This is a genomic window from Streptomyces sp. NPDC037083 (genome assembly GCF_055606485.1).
In genome coordinates, this window is record NZ_JBVJSQ010000013.1 from 212689 (window position 1) to 227158 (window position 14470).

Annotated in this window: 19 protein-coding genes; 10 read left to right on the forward strand and 9 right to left on the reverse strand. The window is 74.3% G+C overall.

The features are described from left to right. Nucleotides 1-73: 73 nt before the first annotated feature. Entirely contained in the window at nucleotides 74-883 is an 810-nt protein-coding gene (locus tag ACZ7DE_RS30850) for an MBL fold metallo-hydrolase (protein WP_470766894.1), read from the forward strand. A gap of 5 nt (nucleotides 884-888) precedes the next feature. Next, the gene (locus tag ACZ7DE_RS30855; protein WP_470766896.1) at nucleotides 889-1311 is read left to right on the forward strand and encodes a nuclear transport factor 2 family protein; all 423 of its coding nucleotides are present in this window, start codon (nucleotides 889-891) and stop codon (nucleotides 1309-1311) included. A gap of 203 nt (nucleotides 1312-1514) precedes the next feature. Here the strand turns inward: ACZ7DE_RS30855 and ACZ7DE_RS30860 are convergent, their stop codons facing one another. Next, nucleotides 1515-2354: a class I SAM-dependent methyltransferase gene (locus ACZ7DE_RS30860; protein ID WP_470766898.1), complete on the reverse strand. Its 840-nt coding sequence runs from the start codon at nucleotides 2352-2354 to the stop codon at nucleotides 1515-1517. Nucleotides 2355-2549: 195 nt separating this feature from the next. Here ACZ7DE_RS30860 and ACZ7DE_RS30865 point away from each other — a divergent pair, with 195 nt between their 5' ends. Next, entirely contained in the window at nucleotides 2550-3461 is a 912-nt protein-coding gene (locus ACZ7DE_RS30865; protein ID WP_470766900.1) for an SGNH/GDSL hydrolase family protein, read from the forward strand. Between the two features lie 25 nt (nucleotides 3462-3486). Here ACZ7DE_RS30865 and ACZ7DE_RS30870 read toward each other — a convergent pair whose 3' ends face one another. Continuing rightward, on the reverse strand, nucleotides 3487-3804 hold the full coding sequence (locus ACZ7DE_RS30870) for a hypothetical protein (protein ID WP_470766901.1): 318 nt from the start codon (nucleotides 3802-3804) through the stop codon (nucleotides 3487-3489). A gap of 135 nt (nucleotides 3805-3939) precedes the next feature. On the opposite strand from ACZ7DE_RS30870, the gene ACZ7DE_RS30875 reads away from it, so the two are divergent. Further along, complete coding sequence (locus ACZ7DE_RS30875) at nucleotides 3940-4275, forward strand: hypothetical protein (protein ID WP_470766903.1); 336 nt, start codon at nucleotides 3940-3942, stop codon at nucleotides 4273-4275. 104 nt (nucleotides 4276-4379) lie between these two features. Here ACZ7DE_RS30875 and ACZ7DE_RS30880 read toward each other — a convergent pair whose 3' ends face one another. Next, nucleotides 4380-5174, reverse strand: a complete 795-nt coding sequence (locus tag ACZ7DE_RS30880; RefSeq protein WP_470766904.1) for a class I SAM-dependent methyltransferase — start codon at nucleotides 5172-5174, stop codon at nucleotides 4380-4382. Between the two features lie 95 nt (nucleotides 5175-5269). Further along, complete coding sequence (locus ACZ7DE_RS30885; RefSeq protein ID WP_470766906.1) at nucleotides 5270-6127, reverse strand: DMT family transporter; 858 nt, start codon at nucleotides 6125-6127, stop codon at nucleotides 5270-5272. Nucleotides 6128-6336: 209 nt separating this feature from the next. Here ACZ7DE_RS30885 and ACZ7DE_RS30890 point away from each other — a divergent pair, with 209 nt between their 5' ends. Next, nucleotides 6337-6702, forward strand: a complete 366-nt coding sequence (locus ACZ7DE_RS30890) for an ATP-binding protein (protein ID WP_470766907.1) — start codon at nucleotides 6337-6339, stop codon at nucleotides 6700-6702. Nucleotides 6703-6926: 224 nt separating this feature from the next. Here ACZ7DE_RS30890 and ACZ7DE_RS30895 read toward each other — a convergent pair whose 3' ends face one another. Together ACZ7DE_RS30895 and ACZ7DE_RS30900 are read right to left on the reverse strand one after the other, a co-directional pair. After that, on the reverse strand, nucleotides 6927-7070 hold the full coding sequence (locus ACZ7DE_RS30895) for a hypothetical protein (RefSeq protein WP_470766908.1): 144 nt from the start codon (nucleotides 7068-7070) through the stop codon (nucleotides 6927-6929). Between the two features lie 96 nt (nucleotides 7071-7166). Next, a complete protein-coding gene (locus tag ACZ7DE_RS30900; protein ID WP_470766909.1) occupies nucleotides 7167-7664 on the reverse strand; it encodes a hypothetical protein in 498 nt (165 codons plus the stop codon). Nucleotides 7665-7948: 284 nt separating this feature from the next. Here ACZ7DE_RS30900 and ACZ7DE_RS30905 point away from each other — a divergent pair, with 284 nt between their 5' ends. From ACZ7DE_RS30905 to ACZ7DE_RS30920, 4 genes are all read left to right on the forward strand, one after another. Next, on the forward strand, nucleotides 7949-8200 hold the full coding sequence (locus tag ACZ7DE_RS30905) for a hypothetical protein (protein ID WP_470766911.1): 252 nt from the start codon (nucleotides 7949-7951) through the stop codon (nucleotides 8198-8200). Then, nucleotides 8193-9824, forward strand: coding sequence for a phytoene desaturase family protein (locus ACZ7DE_RS30910; protein ID WP_470766913.1), 1632 nt, complete (start codon nucleotides 8193-8195; stop codon nucleotides 9822-9824). Before ACZ7DE_RS30905 ends, ACZ7DE_RS30910 begins: the two co-directional genes overlap by 8 nt. A 35-nt stretch (nucleotides 9825-9859) precedes the next feature. After that, a complete protein-coding gene (locus tag ACZ7DE_RS30915) occupies nucleotides 9860-10756 on the forward strand; it encodes an SDR family oxidoreductase (protein ID WP_470766915.1) in 897 nt (298 codons plus the stop codon). Between the two features lie 125 nt (nucleotides 10757-10881). Beyond that, nucleotides 10882-11445: a LysE family transporter gene (locus tag ACZ7DE_RS30920; protein ID WP_470766917.1), complete on the forward strand. Its 564-nt coding sequence runs from the start codon at nucleotides 10882-10884 to the stop codon at nucleotides 11443-11445. A gap of 71 nt (nucleotides 11446-11516) precedes the next feature. Here ACZ7DE_RS30920 and ACZ7DE_RS30925 read toward each other — a convergent pair whose 3' ends face one another. The 3 genes from ACZ7DE_RS30925 to ACZ7DE_RS30935 form a co-directional block, all read right to left on the reverse strand. After that, nucleotides 11517-11699: a hypothetical protein gene (locus ACZ7DE_RS30925; protein ID WP_470766919.1), complete on the reverse strand. Its 183-nt coding sequence runs from the start codon at nucleotides 11697-11699 to the stop codon at nucleotides 11517-11519. A 225-nt stretch (nucleotides 11700-11924) separates the two neighbouring features. Then, complete coding sequence (locus ACZ7DE_RS30930) at nucleotides 11925-12629, reverse strand: alpha/beta fold hydrolase (protein WP_470766922.1); 705 nt, start codon at nucleotides 12627-12629, stop codon at nucleotides 11925-11927. A 190-nt stretch (nucleotides 12630-12819) separates the two neighbouring features. Further along, nucleotides 12820-13218, reverse strand: a complete 399-nt coding sequence (locus ACZ7DE_RS30935; protein WP_470766924.1) for an ANTAR domain-containing protein — start codon at nucleotides 13216-13218, stop codon at nucleotides 12820-12822. Nucleotides 13219-13479: 261 nt separating this feature from the next. Between ACZ7DE_RS30935 and ACZ7DE_RS30940 the strand changes: the two genes are divergently transcribed. Further along, entirely contained in the window at nucleotides 13480-14439 is a 960-nt protein-coding gene (locus ACZ7DE_RS30940; RefSeq protein ID WP_470766926.1) for a helix-turn-helix domain-containing protein, read from the forward strand. Nucleotides 14440-14470: the final 31 nt, after the last annotated feature.

The following is a 14470-nucleotide window of genomic DNA, read 5'->3' on the forward strand; positions in this document are numbered from 1 at the left end:
CGAGTCCGTGGAAATATCTGACTAGTCAGCTACTGTTCTGTCAGATGAAACGGCCCGCAGCGAAGGAACACTCATGAGCACGCTCACCTTCAAGGTCCTCGACCTCGACTTCCCCGCCGGCGTCAAGAACAAGACCGCCACGCTCGTCACCGGCGAGACCGACGCCCTGCTCGTGGACGCCGGCTTCACCCGCGCCGACGGCCATCGACTGGCCGCCGAGATCCTCGACGCCGGCAAGAAGCTGACCACCGTCTTCATCAGCCACGGCGACCCCGACTTCTACTTCGGCGCCGAAGTCCTCGCCGACGCCTTCCCCGACGCCCGGTTCGTCGCCACCGACCACGTCATCGAGCACATCCGGCACTCGTACGAGGGCAAGCTCAAGGCGTGGGAGGCGCTCGGGGCCAACCTGCCGACCCGCCTGGTCGCCGTCGAGCCGCTGACCGGCGACGCCCTTGACCTGGAAGGCCACCGCTTCGAACTCAGGGGCGGCGGCGCGCTGTTGCCCGACCGCCACTACCTGTGGCAGGCCGAGCAGCGCGCCCTCCTCGGCGGCGTCCTGCTGTTCCAGCAGGAACACGTCTGGGTCGCCGACACGCCCACGTCCGAGCAGCGGGCCGCGTGGATCGACCTGCTGGACGGGATGACCGCCCTCCAGCCGCTGCTGGTCGTTCCCGGCCACCGCCTCCCCGGCGCCCCGGCGGACGCGTCCGCCATCACAGCCACGCGCGACTACCTGACCGCCTTCGAGGAAGAGCTCGGCAAGGCCGCCGACGGAGCCGCGCTCACCGACGCCCTCGTCCGGCGCTACCCCGACCACGGCATGCAGATCGCCGCACAGATCGGTGCGAAGGTCGCCAAGGGCGAAATGACCTGGGGCTGACGACCATGAACACACCGAGCACCGGCTTCACCGCCTCCGACGCCCCCGCCGACGTCGTCCGCCGGCAGTACCTCGCCTCCGCCGCCGGCGATCTGGAGGCCCTGCGCGGCACGCTCGCCCCCGACGTCGAGTGGACCGAGATGGCGGGCTTCCCCCTGGCGGGCACCTACCGCACACCGGACGGCGTCACCGCCAACGTGATGGAGAAGCTCGCCGAGGACTGGGACGACTGGACCGCCCACGACGACCGTTACGTCGTCGACGGCGAGAACGTCGTCGTCCTCGCCCGCTACACCGCCGCCAACAAGGCGACCGGAAAACCGCTGGCGGTCCGCGTGGCGCACCACTTCCTCGTCCGCGGCGGCCGGATCGTCCGCTTCGAGCAGTTCGTCGACACCGCACTCGTACGCGATGCCATGACGGCCTGACCCCGCGCGCCCGTGGGCCGGGGGAGCCGCGGGCGCCGGTCGTCCGGTGCTCGGTGACAGCGGCCCGGTGCGGCGCGGCGTGCGGCCCGCCCTCGGTGCGTACGTCGAGACGTCGAGCCCGGCCCGCTCGCGCGGCTGCCGAAGTGTTACGCGGCCCCTGGGCCGCGCCGGTCGGCCGGGCGCGGTGCGACTCCGAGCAGGCGTCAGCTCGCCGGCGGCTTCCGCCAGGTCATGATCTCGGTGGCCGGAAGACGCTCCGCGAAGCGGCCGTCGGGCGCCGCTCGCCGCAGCAGCGCCCTCAGGTCACGCTCGAAGTCCCCCAGCCTGTCGCCGAACAGGTGGGGTGCGGAGTCGGACCGGGAGAACGCCCAGGCGACGAGGTCGTCCGCGGTGCGCTCGACCACCTCCCCGGCCGGGACGACGAGCCGGCGGAATCGCTCGAAGCCGGCCCGGGCGATGACGACGCCCTCCCCGTTCGGCGTGCCGTGGACGAGCCTTCCCTTCCCCGCCCGGCGCACCGGCCCCAGATACCGCCGCACCAGTTCACCGACCTCGTCGTAGGGAGGCGCGGGCGACGGCGGCGCCGGTTCGGCCGGCGGATTCCCGAGTTCGCCCATGTGGACGAGAGCGCCGCCCGGCTCCAGCATCTCCAGCACGGTCGCCGCGACCCGTTCGCGGTCCATCCAGTGGAAGGACTGGGCGAACACCGCCACCCGGAACTCCCCCAGCCCCGCGGGCAGTTCCTCGGCGCGCGCGGCGACCAGACGGGTGTTGCCCACCCCGCGGCGCTCCGCCAGCCGCCGGGCCTCGGCGAGCATGTCCTCGTCGGGGTCGACGCCGACCGCCTCGTGGAAGAAGCGCGCCATCGAGAGCAGCACGGTGCCCGGGCCGCAGCCGACGTCGAGGAGGCGGCCCCGGCCGTCCAGGCCCAGGGCCGTGGCCAGCGTGCCGGCGAAGCCCGGAGCGTACGGAAGCCGGCCGCGCTCGTAGTGGGCCGCGCTTCCGCGGAACAGGGTGCCGTCCCACTGCCATCCCTCTGGCATGTCGTTTCGCTCCACGAGTCGCAGGTGTCCCGGTCACCGGAGCCGGGCGCGTGCTCCCCTCGGCGGCGAAACACGTTCCCTCCCGAGTCTGGCACCGCCCGGCTACCCGGCGGTATACAAGCCCAGTCGAACGCCACGACGGCCGCACGGGACGGCGTCGCCGGCGGCACACCGGCCACGAGGGGGAGGAACTCGATGCAACGCGAAGCAGGCACGGGGAGAGCGGGCGGTCACCGCCGAAAAGGCGTCACTTTCCTTGCGGCACTGGGGGGTTGTGCTCTCGTCGCCGCCTCCGCCGCACCCGTGGCGGCGCACGGGACCGGCGGCGGGGGCCGGTACGTGGCGCTCGGCGACTCCTACACCTCCGGGCCGTACATTCCCCGGCAGGTCGACGCCAACTGCGCCCGGTCCGACCGCAACTACCCCTCGATCGTGGCCGGGCGCCTGCGGTCCACCGCGTTCAAGGACGTCAGTTGCGGCGGGGCGACGACCGAGCACATGTGGAAGCCGCAGGGGACCAACGGGCCCCAGCTCGACGCGGTGAGCCGCCACAGCGACGTCGTGACCGTCCAGATCGGCGGCAACGACATCGGCTTCGGCTCCATCATCGCCACCTGCGCCCAGGTGGCCTCTCAGGACCCGGCCGGTGATCCGTGCCGGCGCCACTACGGCGCTTCGGGCGTCGACCAGCTCACCGTGACGATCGCCAGGACCGCGCCCAAGATCGCTCAGGTGCTGCGGGCCGTGCACGACCGGGCCCCGCACGCCCGGGTCCTCGTCGTCGGATATCCCGACCTCCTGCCCGACGACGGCAGCGGCTGCGCGCCCTCGGTGCCTTTCGCGGCCGGGGACTTCCCCTACCTGCGGGACACCGGCAAGCGCCTCAATCTGATGCTGCGTCTGGTGGCCCGCTGGAACCGTGCGGAGTACGTCGACACCTACGGTCCCACCATCGGCCACGACATGTGCAAGCCCCCGGCGGACCGGTGGATCGAACCCCTGCAGCCCGCCTCCCCCGCCGCTCCCGCACATCCCAACGCCAAGGGGGAGGAAGCCATGGCGGGTGCGGTGTGGCAGCGTCTGGCACACGGGCGGGGCGGCCGCTGACCCAAGGGCGGCCGCCGCCGGCGGCTCACATCTCGGAGTCGATGCCCGTGATCACCGCCGGCCCCAGCGGCGCGCTGTTCTCGTCGAGACCCGCGGCGTGCAGGGCGGAGTCCGCGAGCCTGCGGGCGTCCTCCTCCGCGTGCGGGACGCTGTCCGCCTCGACGGCGAGCCGGATGGTGAACGTGTCGTCCTCGTTCACGGTGAGGGGATCGAGGTCCTGCGCGCTGCCCATCCGCGTGTGGTGCGGATCGGCGGGGCGCAGGGCCTGGCTAAGCCGCGTGCGCGCCTCGTCCTCGATCCCGGTGGTGAAGGTGCCGGGCACGGTGATCACGTAGGTCGTCATGACATTCCCTTCGTCGGTCCAGTTCCTCCCGCCTACCCCGCAGTGCGCCCCAGGTCGCCCCCCGATGCGCACGAAGCCTCTGAGGCTCCTCAAGTCGCTTGGCAGCCAAGGAATATGGGAGACACGATGATCCACATGACAGGGATCGCGGGACTCAACAAGAAACACAACTTCGTGCTGCTCGTCCGGGACGCGGACGTGCTCACGGCGGCGTTGCGCGAGGCGCTGGCCGAGGCTTCCGTGGAGGAGCGGCCGGGACTGGAGCGCGCCATGGCGCTCGTCGGGGCCACCGCCGCCGCCACCGAGACCCAGCTGCGGGCCCGCTGGGTCCGGGCACGGCTGGCCGACGTCGGCTTCACGGGCGACGTCTCCTCGATCTCGGCGGTGAAGGCGCTGCGCCGGGCCGAGCCGAAGCTGAGTCTGCTGGCGGCGGTCCAGTTGCAGAAGGAGGCGCTGGCCCACCCGGAATGACCGGGCGAGGCGGTGGCCCACAACGACTGACCGGGCGCCTTGCCCGCCGTCGTCCCCTCGCACGTCGGTTCGGAAGGCGTCCCGGCGGACGGCTGCGAGTCGGCTCACGGCCGCCGTCCCCGCACCGCCCAGGCCCGGGCGGTGAACTCGATCGTCCCGCCCGGCCGCACCGGCACGGCCTCGGCCAGTGCCGCGCGCAACCGGTCGCGCGCGGCGGGGGCGAGGGCGGCGACATAGCCGGGGGCGGGTCCCTGACCGCCCAGGAACGGCTCCCACAGATCCGCGAATCCGGCGAAGACGGTGGTCGTCTCGACGGGGGCGACCCTCACCTCGACCAGTCCGGCCAGCGTCCACAGCTCCCGCAGCGGTTCCGGCCGGCACACCGGGAAGCGACGCCCCTCGTCCAGGGCGGCCGCGGCGGGATCCGAGGCGACCGCCGCGTCCCAGAAGCGCCGTAGGAACGTCATGCCCTCGGCGTAGTCCCACACGTACGCCGCGACCAGCCCTCCCGGCCGTACGACCCGAACCGCCTCGGCCACCGCGGCACCCGGCGCGGGAAGGAAGTTGAGCGCCAGACCGCTGACGGCCGCGTCGCACACCCCGTCCCGTACCGGCAGCGCCAGCGCGTCCGCCACCGCGAAGCGCACCGGAGCGGGGGCGGCCGCGCGGGCAACGGCCACGAACGGCGCGGAACGGTCCAGCCCGAGGACGGCCGCCGGCCGGCATCGGGCCGCCACCGCGGCGGCCAGCGCTCCCGTCCCGCACCCCACGTCCAGCCAGCGCAGACCGTCCCCGGCGCCGAGCCACGCCACGAACCCGTCCGCGACCTGACGGCTCCACCGGCCCATGTACCGGTCGTAGGCCTCCCCGGCCGCCCACAGACCGCGCTGCTCCTCCATCCCTCCACCATCCCCGACCCGGGCTCCCGCGAGCACCGGACACGCACGGCGCGGGGCCGGCGTCCCACCGCCGTCGGGCGGCCGGGTCCCGGGCCTCAGTGCACGACGTCGGCCAGGTGGGGCACCACGCGGGTCAGCCGCAGCACGCCCCACACGATGATCAGGGCGCCGATCGCCTCGGGCAGCAGCCACCAGCCGGCCCGGATCTCCTCCTCGAACAGCGCGACGCCCAGCAGCAGGCTCACCGTCGCGTTGCCGATGGTCAGTGCGGGCTGCGAGGCGGTGAGGGGCCCGGCCTGCAGCGCGTTCTCCAGCAGCAGCAGCGCGGCGACGCCGGTGAGGGCGAAGCCGTAGGCCTGCCAGGCGCCGAAGAAGGCCGGCAGACCGTCGTCGGAGAGGCGTCCGGTGGCCGATTTCATCAGGGCGGCGGTCAGGGCGTTGCCGACCGCCGCGGCCGAGGCCAGCGCGGCGGACCGGAACAGCGGGGACGAGGAGGAGCGCGTGAGCACGACCGCCGTGGCCATCGCCCCCAGGGCGAGCGCCAGTGCCGGGATCCAGCGGTCCATGGCCGCCTGGTGCCGGGTTCCGTGCGGGGCCGCCGAGGCCAGCAGCAGGGCGAGGCCGCCCACCACCGCCCCGACCGCCTGCCAGGCCTCGGCCGACAGCCGCCGGTGCAGCAGGGGTACCGCCACCAGCAGGGCGAAGGGAAGTTCGAGGATGAACACGGGCTGCACCAGCGCGATGGGTCCGTTGACCAGGGCCAGGGCCTGGAACAACGCGGCGCCCACGACGCCGGCGATGCCGACGGCCCAGGCGGGCCGCCGCGCGAGGGCGCGCAGCAGCCGTACGCCGCCACCCCGGGGCACCGTGGAGGCGGCCTTGCGCTGGAACGCCGTGCCCACCGCGTTGCTGGCCGCGCCCAGGACGGCGAAGAGCAGGGCGAGCGCGATCATGGCTCCACCATGCCCGCGGAAGTCCGGAACGCACACCTGGACGGGTCCGGGGCGGGGTGCGATCTTCACGCCATCGGGTGGGTCGTCGTACGCACCGCGTCACCTCGGCGTTCCGGGGTACACGACGGGCCGGTGGCGACGGTTTCCCGGGAGGGATCAGGATGGATCGATCAGCGTTGCGGGCAGTCGGATGGGCCCGCTCTCTGCCCATGGAGTGCACGGTGAAGGCGGCCCGGGACTGGGCCCGCGAGCACCTCGACACCCTCGGCTGGGCCGACACGGCTCCGGAGACGGTGGACGCCGTACTGCTGACCGTCTCCGAACTGGTCACCAACGCCCACCGGCACGCCCGCAGCGACGCGCAGCTCGTGATGACGTGGGACAGCCGCTGTCTGCACATCGCGGTTCACGACGCCTCGGCCGAACTGCCCGCTCCCCGGCAGCCCAGCACCGACCGGGACGGAGGACGGGGCATGTTCCTCGTCGACGCGCTGGCCGACAGCTGGGAGGCGCACCCGTGCCCGCACGGCAAGACCATCACGGCCTGCTTCAGCCCGCCCGCCACCGTCTCCTGACACGACCGGCGCCCTGGCGCGCCGCCTCGGGAGGAGTCCGGTGCCATGAGATCGACGGCGGCGACCGACGCCCGCGTTCCCCTGCCGTGGGGGTGCGACGGCCGCCGCCGTCGGCATTCCTCCTGCCCCCTACGGACACCCGATCGACGTCCGGTTGTCCATGCGCGACGGCCGCCCGCCCCCGTGGGGCGACGGGCGGCGGGCGGTCGGTCCGTGAGGTTCGGTCAGCGCCGGGTGCGCAGCCGGGCCAGCAGGCCGCGCGCCTGGGCACGACGGCGCGGGTCGGCCGCGGTGCGACGCACCTGCTCCACCGTGCGCCGCCCCTGAGGGCTCCTGGCGAAGTCCTTGATGCGCTGGATGACGCTCATCGTCGTGCTCCCGTTGTCCGTCCGAGTCCTGACCTCTTCTGCGCATCCGGCTACCCCGGTACGGGCCGATCAGGCCGCTCCCGGCGATCAGGCCCGTCACGCCGCCCGTCGCCGTACCCCGGCCGGCCGCACGGGCGCCGGCACGGACGCGGCGCGGGCGGCTGCGGCCGGGGTGCGGGCCGGACGGACCCGGTAGGTCGTCTTCGTCGGATCCGCGACCGGCTCGCCGAGCATGATCCGGCCGGCCGCGTACAACTCGTCGCACTCGGCGGCGGACAGAGCGACGTAGCAGCCTCCGCGCCCGCTCTCGGCGTCCAGCGGCCGCCAGTAGCCGTACACGCGGCGTCCGTTGGCGTGCTCGGTCACGAACACGGGCGTGCGCGGATCGGAGACGATGCGCAGCACGTCGGTCCCGGGGCGGCGGGGCGACGCGGCGGGCAGGGGCGAACGCCGTGCCTCGCGGGGGCGCGGCACCCCGGCCACGACCGCGACGATGGGGCCCGGCGCACCGGGCGCCGTCCTCTCCTCACGCAGGTGGCGGCGCGCGGCGGGACGTACGTCGAGGACCTGCGGCTGGTCGGCGGTGAGGGGCATCGTCGGTGACCTTTCCTGGACGGGGACATGAGACCGACTACCCGGACGAGCCGAAGTTGATCTCACCTGGGGCATCCTTCATCACGGCACTGACATCGGGCCCGCCGCGAACCCCGCCGCCCGTCCGGTGCGCCCTGCGTGCGCCCTGCGTCCGCCACGCCTTCCGTCCGCCACGTCCCGCGCCCGCCACGCCCGCCCTCGCACGCCCGGCCGGCTCGGCAGGGTTGACCGTCGGCGATATGGGCACTTGGCGAACCCGTCCGCGGCGATCGCAGGAGGCACAGGTGGCGGTTCGGCACCGACTGGTCAGGGCGCGCCCGAGAACCGTGTGGTCGCTCCTCGGCGGGCTGCCGCACAACGCCTGCGCGGACGTGGATGCGCTGATCCGGATCCGTCACCGGCCGATGCCCGCCCGGCCGGCGAGGCTGCGCGAGTCCGGGGCCCGTGCCACGGCCGGCGCGGGCCGGCCGGCCCCCGCGGCGGTGACGGCCGCCGCCGTGACGTCCGTGCGCGCCGAGGGAGGGGCCGATGCCTGACGCGGTGGTGATCGGAGCCGGGCCGAACGGACTGGTCGCGGCCAATCTGCTGGCGGACGCCGGCTGGAGCGTGGAAGTCCTCGAAGAGCAGCCCGAGCCCGGGGGCGCGGTGCGTCACGACCGGTCCGTCGACCCCGAGTTCGTCAACGACCTCTTCAGCTCCTTCTACCCGCTGGCCGTCTCCTCGCCGGTGCTGTCCGGACTGCGTCTGCACGAGCACGGGCTGCGCTGGAGCCATGCGCCCAGCGTCCTGGCCCATCCCCTCACCGACGGCAGCTGCGCGCTCCTCGACCGCCGGATCGACGTCACCGCAGACTCCCTCGACGCCTTCGAGCCCGGCGACGGAGCGGCCTGGCGCCGGCTGCACGAGGTGTGGGAGCAGCTGCGCCCGGACATCGTCGACGCCCTGTTCACCCCCTTCCCGCCGCTGCGGGCGACGGCACGGCTCGCGGCCCGGCTGCGCGGGGCCGGCGGACTGCGCATGGCCCGCACGCTGATCCTGCCGGTGCGCCGGATGGGCGAGGAGGAGTTCGGCGGTCAGGGCGGCCGGCTGCTCCTGGCCGGCAACGCCCTGCACGCCGATCTCGCTCCGGAGGCCGCCGGCAGCGGGGGTTTCGGCTGGCTGATGTCCATGCTCGGGCAGAGCTACGGCTTTCCCGCGCCGACCGGCGGCTCCGGAGCCCTGACGGCCGCCCTGGTCCGGCGGCTGCGCTCACGCGGCGGCACCCTGCGCTGCGGGCAGCGGGTCGGCCGGATCGTCGTCCGCGACGGCCGGGCCGTCGGGGTGCGCACCGCGGACGGCGAGCCGGTCGTCGCACGCCGCGCCGTGCTGGCCGACGTGTCGGTCCCCGCGCTGTACGGCACGCTTGTGGACCCGGAGGACCTGCCGGCGCAGCTGTCGGCCGACCTGAGGCGTTTCCACTGGGACTTCGCGACGTTCAAGGTCGACTGGGCGCTGGACGGACCCGTGCCCTGGCAGGCCGAGGCGGCCCGGCGCGCCGGCACCGTGCACCTGGCCGACGGCCTCGACGAACTCACCCGCTTCGCGGCCCAGATCGCCATGCACCAGGTTCCCGACCGTCCCTTCGCGCTGTTCGGCCAGATGACCACGACCGATCCCGTGCGCTCCCCCGCGGGCACCGAGTCGGCCTGGGCCTACACCCACGTGCCCCAGGACGTGGCGGGGGACGCCGGCGACGAGGGACTGACCGGCGCCTGGGACGCGACGGAGCAGGAGGTCATGGCCGACCGGGTCGAACGCCAGGTCGAACGATTCGCGCCCGGCTTCCGGTCCCTGATCCGGGCCCGGCGCGTTCTCGCACCGCCCACGCTGCAGTCCCTCGACGCCAATCTGCACGGCGGCGCGATCAACGGCGGTACCACGGCACTCCACCAGCAGCTCTTCTTCCGCCCCCTGGCCGGCAGCGGGCGCCCCGAGACGGCCGTGCGCGGACTGTTCCTGGCCTCCGCCGGCGCCCACCCCGGCGGCGGCGTCCACGGCGCGCCGGGGGCCAACGCGGCCCGCGCGGCGCTGCGCCGTCACCTCCCGCCGGGCAGGACGTACGTGCAGCGGGTGCTGGCCCGTCGCGACCGCACCGGGGCGAGGAAGCCGTCCGCCGGCTGATCCGGTGTCACCGCCGTCGAGGAACGGAGCAGCTCGTGCATGACAGTCCCCTCAAAGACCGCACCGTCGTGGTCACCGGAGCGGCGCGCGGGCTGGGCGCGGCGCAGGCGCGGGAGTTCGCGCGGCGCGGTGCGCGGCTGGCTCTGATCGGCCACGAGGAACCGGCGCTGCGGGCCCTGGCCGCGTCGCTGCCCGGCCCCGCGCTCGCCCTGGAGGCCGACGTCACCGACGGCGAGGCTCTCGAGCGGGCCGCCGCGGTCGTGCGCTCGCGGCTCGGACCGCCCTCCGTCGTCGTCGCCAACGCGGGCGTCGCCGAAGGCGGACCGTTCGCCCTGGCGGACATGGACCGCTGGCGGCGGGTGATCGACGTCAACGTCGTGGGCAGCGCGCTGACGGCGCGCGCCTTCCTGCCGGACCTGGTGACCACGGCCGGCTATTACCTTCAGATCGCCTCCCTGGCCTCCATGGGCGCCGCTCCCCTGATGAGCGCCTACTGCGTGTCGAAGGCCGGGGTGGAGGCCTTCGCGCACACGCTGCGCGCCGAAGTGGTCCAGCACGGTGTGGCCGTCGGAGTCGCCTACCTGAACTGGGCCGACACCGACATGATCCGCGACGCCGACCGTCATGCGGTCCTGCGTGAGCTGCGCGCCCACATGCCGGCCCCGGCCCGGCGCGTGTATCCGCCCGAGTTCATGGCGAGGCGGCTCGCCACGGCCGTCGAACGCCGCCGTACCGCCGTCTACGTCCCCGCCTGGCTGCGGCTGGTGCAGGGGGTGCGGGCCGCGCTGCCGCCCCTCGTGCTGCGGGTGTCCCGCCGTGAGCTGCCCCGGCTGGAGTCGGCCGAGCCGTTCCGCCCCACCGGGCTGCTGGGCGCGGGCGGACGGGCCGACGGCAGTGCGGCGCACCTGCGCGAGGGGGCGAGCGGGGACTGAGGCGCCCCCTCGCGCCGCCGGGACCGGTCGCCAGGGCCGGTCCGTACGACCGGGCGCGAGGATGGAAGACGGTAGGCCGGGAGTGGGCCCGCCCGGGCCGCACGGGAGGGAGTGGACCGGCGTCGGTGGATCTGGCGGGTTTCCTGGGCGTGGTGCTGCCGGCGTACGTCGTTCCCGGGCCGGACTTCCTGGTGATCGTCAGGGCCGCCGCCCGGCGGGCCGCGCTCGGCAGGGCGGCAGCGCTGGGCGCCCGGGCGGGGTTGTACGTCCACATGTGCGCCGCGGCCCTGGGTCTGCCGGTGATCGCCGCGGGATCGGCGCCCGCCTTCACCGCCGTCGAACTCGCGGGGGCCGCCCACCTCGTCTGTCCGGGTGTGCGGGTTCTGCTCGACGGTCGCCGCGCCGCCGACCGCGACGCCCCGGCCACCGCCGCAACGGGACCGGACGCACGGCCCGACGCGCCTACGGACGTCGGCAGCGGCCGTCGCCACGGGGGCTCGCCCACGGAGGAGGTCCTCCTCCTCGGCGCACTCGACCTCGCCGTCGGAGTCGTCTACTGGCTGGTGTTCGTGCGCGTCGCCGCGCGGCTGCGTTCACTGCTGGACCGCCCTGTCCGGCGGCGCCGTGGGGAGCGCACGACGCGATGGCTGTTCATCGCCGTCGGCGTCGGCGTCGCCACCGCCGAGTGAGCCGCCGGCCGCACGAGGGGATCGCCCTCCTTCGCGGCTGTGCCCGGCTCGTTCCCGCCGCGTCCTCAGGATCAGGAGAAGAACGACCGCTGCGGGGCGGGCAGGCCGCCCTGGGAGAAGGAGGACGGGGCGCTCATGACCCGGTCCAGGTCGCGCTTGATGCGTTCCGCCTCGCCGCGCACATCGGCGGGCACGTCACCGCGTTCGGTGACGAGACGGTGGTAGATCGGAGTGTCGTCGAAGACGGAAATCACCGGGAGCTCTGCTTTCGTGGACGGTCGGGCGGGCCGACGCGGCAGGACTGGCTTGGGACACGGCCGACGATCCGACGGGGCGAACCGGCGCTTGCATGACGCCGCCTGACGGCTCGGCAACACAGCCACGGGCGGCGACATCATCGTATTGTCCCCGATGCGGCGCTGTGGGGCGACACCGAGGGGCCCCGAACGGTCCGCGGCAGAGCGCGCCTTCGTGCCGGGTCACCACGCCAAAGGGCCCTCCGCAGCGCACGCCTTGCCCGCGAGCCCATCGAAATCCGGCTCCGGGCGCAGCAGTTGGGCGACGATCGAGGCGGTGGCGCGATGCCAGTCGCCGCCCCGCCGCAGCATCGCGTGGTCGCCGCCGCGCACGAGCACGAGGCCGGCCCTCGCCCTGGCCTGCCGGGCCCGGCGGACGTACTGCGCGGACTCCCCGGGATCGGTCACCCGGTCGTGGTCGCCGTGCAGGACGACGACGCTCGTCCCGTCGAGGTGGGCGACGGGTTCGCCGGGCGGACACCACGGCGCCAGGGCGAGCACCGCGCGCACCGACGGGTCGGCGGCCGCCCGCAGCGCCGCCCGGCCGCCCATCGAGTGGCCCACCAGGGTCACGGGCACCTCACCCGCCAGCGCCCGCAGCTCGTCGAGGGCGCGAACGGCGTCGGCCACCGGGTCGGCGCTCGCGTTCCAGCCGCGGTAGCGGTACCGCACCTCGCCGAGCAGCACGTCCCGGCGGTCCGTGGCGGCGAGGGCGGCCCGGAGCACCGGGCGCATCCGCAGGGCGGCCAGATGCCAGGTCCGCGACGGCTCCCGGCCGTGCTCCCGGCCGCCGTGCAGGACCAGGACCGCCGCCCCGGGCGGGCCCTCGGGCCGGCGTCGCACCACCAGCGCGGTCCGGGCCGCCGCGACGGCCTCTCGTTCGCCCACTGCTCCCCCGCCTCCCCGTACGGCATCCGCTCGGCCGTCGCCGGACGGCGGACGCCGGTCGTCGGTCGCCGGTCGTCGGTCGCCGGTCGTCGGTCGCCGGACGGACACGGCCGAGGACGTCGAGGATGTCAGAGACCGGGCACGCCCGCACGACCGCGCCCGGTCGGCAGACCGGTCACCGCGCCGCCGCTCACGCCTCCTGGGCGGCCGACCGCCGAGCCGCGGATTCCGCGTCCCGGTCGAGTGCGGCGTCGCGCTCGAGCGCAGTGGGGCCGGTCGGGGCGCCGGGCCGGCCCCGGTGCCGGGTCCTGAGCACCGCGGCGCGCATCGCGGGCCGGACGTCTTCGGGCAGACGACCGTTCACCACCCACCGCATGACGTGCTGGGCGACCTCGCGCAGCTTGATGTTGGTGTGCTGGGAGACCTGCTTGAGCACGTCCCAGCTGTCCTCGGGCCGCAGCCGGCACACCGCCGACATCACCCCGATCGCCTGATCGATGTCGGCGCGCGAGGCAAGGGCCTGGCGGAGCTGGTCCACCTCCTGCTCGAGGGCGGCGACCCTCTGGACGAGTTCGTCGTTGTCTGACATACGAGGTCGCCTTCGTTCCTTCCGCCCCCGAGAGCCGCCGGTGCACAGCCTGCGCGGCCCAGAACGCCGCGCAATCGCCATCCACCCTGCACGGCCAGGCCCCCGGCCGCGATCCCGTAAACGAAAAAGAAGCAGGGGCGACCGGCCGCACAACGAAAGAAGACCCGGTCCCAGGGATACCAAAAGGCTTCGTGGAGGAAATGTGGGGCAGACGTACGCTTGTCGGAGAACAACGATCCAGGGCGAGGAGATGCCGAAGGCATGCACACGCTCACATTCGACAGCGACGACCTGGACCGGACCGAGGACTTCCTCAGTCGCGCCTACGCGAAGATGCGCATCGGCAGCAGCACCCCCGAGACGAGCCGGACCCGGATCAGCCGCACCGGCCTCGGCCCGATCACCGTCGACGAGCTCGATCTCGACTTCGACATGAGCTACGCCGTCACCCCGCTGGGCCGGATATGCCTGTGCGTGGTCCACGAGGGCACGATCCAGGATCACGTGTACCAGGGGGTCGAGGACTCCTTCGGCCCCGGGGACGTGGTGTCCTTCGTGCCGCCGACGCAGTCCTACGCGGGCCGGGTCTGCCACGCCCGCTACACCATCACCCTGCTGGACCCGGCTCTGCTCACGCAGGTGGCCGCCACCGCGGCGACCCCCTCGGCCGAGCCGGTGCGGCTGACGGGGCACCGCCCGCACTCGCCCGCCGCGGCCGGCCAGCTGCGCGAGGCCATCGGCTACGTCCGCGACCACGTGCTGGCCGTGCCCGCGGTGGCGGACCAGCCGCTCGTGGTGTCCACCGCCGCCCAGCATCTGGCCGCGAGCGTGCTGACCACGTTCCCCAACACGGCGCTGACGGACCCCACGGCCGCCGATCGCCGCGACTCGCATCCGGACACCCTGCGTCGGGCGCTGGCCTACATCGACGACCACGCCGACGAGCCGATCACCGTCGCCGACATCGCGGCGGCCGCGCACGTCACCGTCCGCGCGCTCCAGTACGCCTTCCGACGGCACCTGGAGTGCACTCCGCTCGCCCGGTTGCGCCAGGTCCGCCTCGCGCACGCCCACCGGGAACTGCTGGCCGCCGACCCCCGGACCGGCACGACGGTCACCGATGTCGCGGCCCGCTGGGGGTTCTTCCACCCGGGCCGCTTCGCCTCGCTCTACCGGGAGACCTACCTCCGCGCACCGCGCCAGACCCTGCTGAACGACTGACACCGGCGGCGACCGCAGGGGACGCGGCCCT

What these genes read in the sequence shown, in the direction of transcription:
- ACZ7DE_RS30860 (WP_470766898.1), bottom strand. Translation starts at nt 2,354, where the DNA reads ATGCCAGAGGGATGGCAGTGGGACGGCACCCTGTTCCGCGGAAGCGCG.
- ACZ7DE_RS30875 (WP_470766903.1), top strand. Translation starts at nt 3,940, where the DNA reads ATGACAGGGATCGCGGGACTCAACAAGAAACACAACTTCGTGCTGCTC.
- ACZ7DE_RS30940 (WP_470766926.1), top strand. Translation starts at nt 13,480, where the DNA reads ATGCACACGCTCACATTCGACAGCGACGACCTGGACCGGACCGAGGAC.
- ACZ7DE_RS30935 (WP_470766924.1), bottom strand. Translation starts at nt 13,218, where the DNA reads ATGTCAGACAACGACGAACTCGTCCAGAGGGTCGCCGCCCTCGAGCAG.
- ACZ7DE_RS30890 (WP_470766907.1), top strand. Translation starts at nt 6,337, where the DNA reads ATGGAGTGCACGGTGAAGGCGGCCCGGGACTGGGCCCGCGAGCACCTC.
- ACZ7DE_RS30895 (WP_470766908.1), bottom strand. Translation starts at nt 7,070, where the DNA reads ATGAGCGTCATCCAGCGCATCAAGGACTTCGCCAGGAGCCCTCAGGGG.
- ACZ7DE_RS30870 (WP_470766901.1), bottom strand. Translation starts at nt 3,804, where the DNA reads ATGACGACCTACGTGATCACCGTGCCCGGCACCTTCACCACCGGGATC.
- ACZ7DE_RS30865 (WP_470766900.1), top strand. Translation starts at nt 2,550, where the DNA reads ATGCAACGCGAAGCAGGCACGGGGAGAGCGGGCGGTCACCGCCGAAAA.
- ACZ7DE_RS30855 (WP_470766896.1), top strand. Translation starts at nt 889, where the DNA reads ATGAACACACCGAGCACCGGCTTCACCGCCTCCGACGCCCCCGCCGAC.
- ACZ7DE_RS30880 (WP_470766904.1), bottom strand. Translation starts at nt 5,174, where the DNA reads ATGGAGGAGCAGCGCGGTCTGTGGGCGGCCGGGGAGGCCTACGACCGG.
- ACZ7DE_RS30885 (WP_470766906.1), bottom strand. Translation starts at nt 6,127, where the DNA reads ATGATCGCGCTCGCCCTGCTCTTCGCCGTCCTGGGCGCGGCCAGCAAC.
- ACZ7DE_RS30900 (WP_470766909.1), bottom strand. Translation starts at nt 7,664, where the DNA reads ATGCCCCTCACCGCCGACCAGCCGCAGGTCCTCGACGTACGTCCCGCC.
- ACZ7DE_RS30850 (WP_470766894.1), top strand. Translation starts at nt 74, where the DNA reads ATGAGCACGCTCACCTTCAAGGTCCTCGACCTCGACTTCCCCGCCGGC.
- ACZ7DE_RS30910 (WP_470766913.1), top strand. Translation starts at nt 8,193, where the DNA reads ATGCCTGACGCGGTGGTGATCGGAGCCGGGCCGAACGGACTGGTCGCG.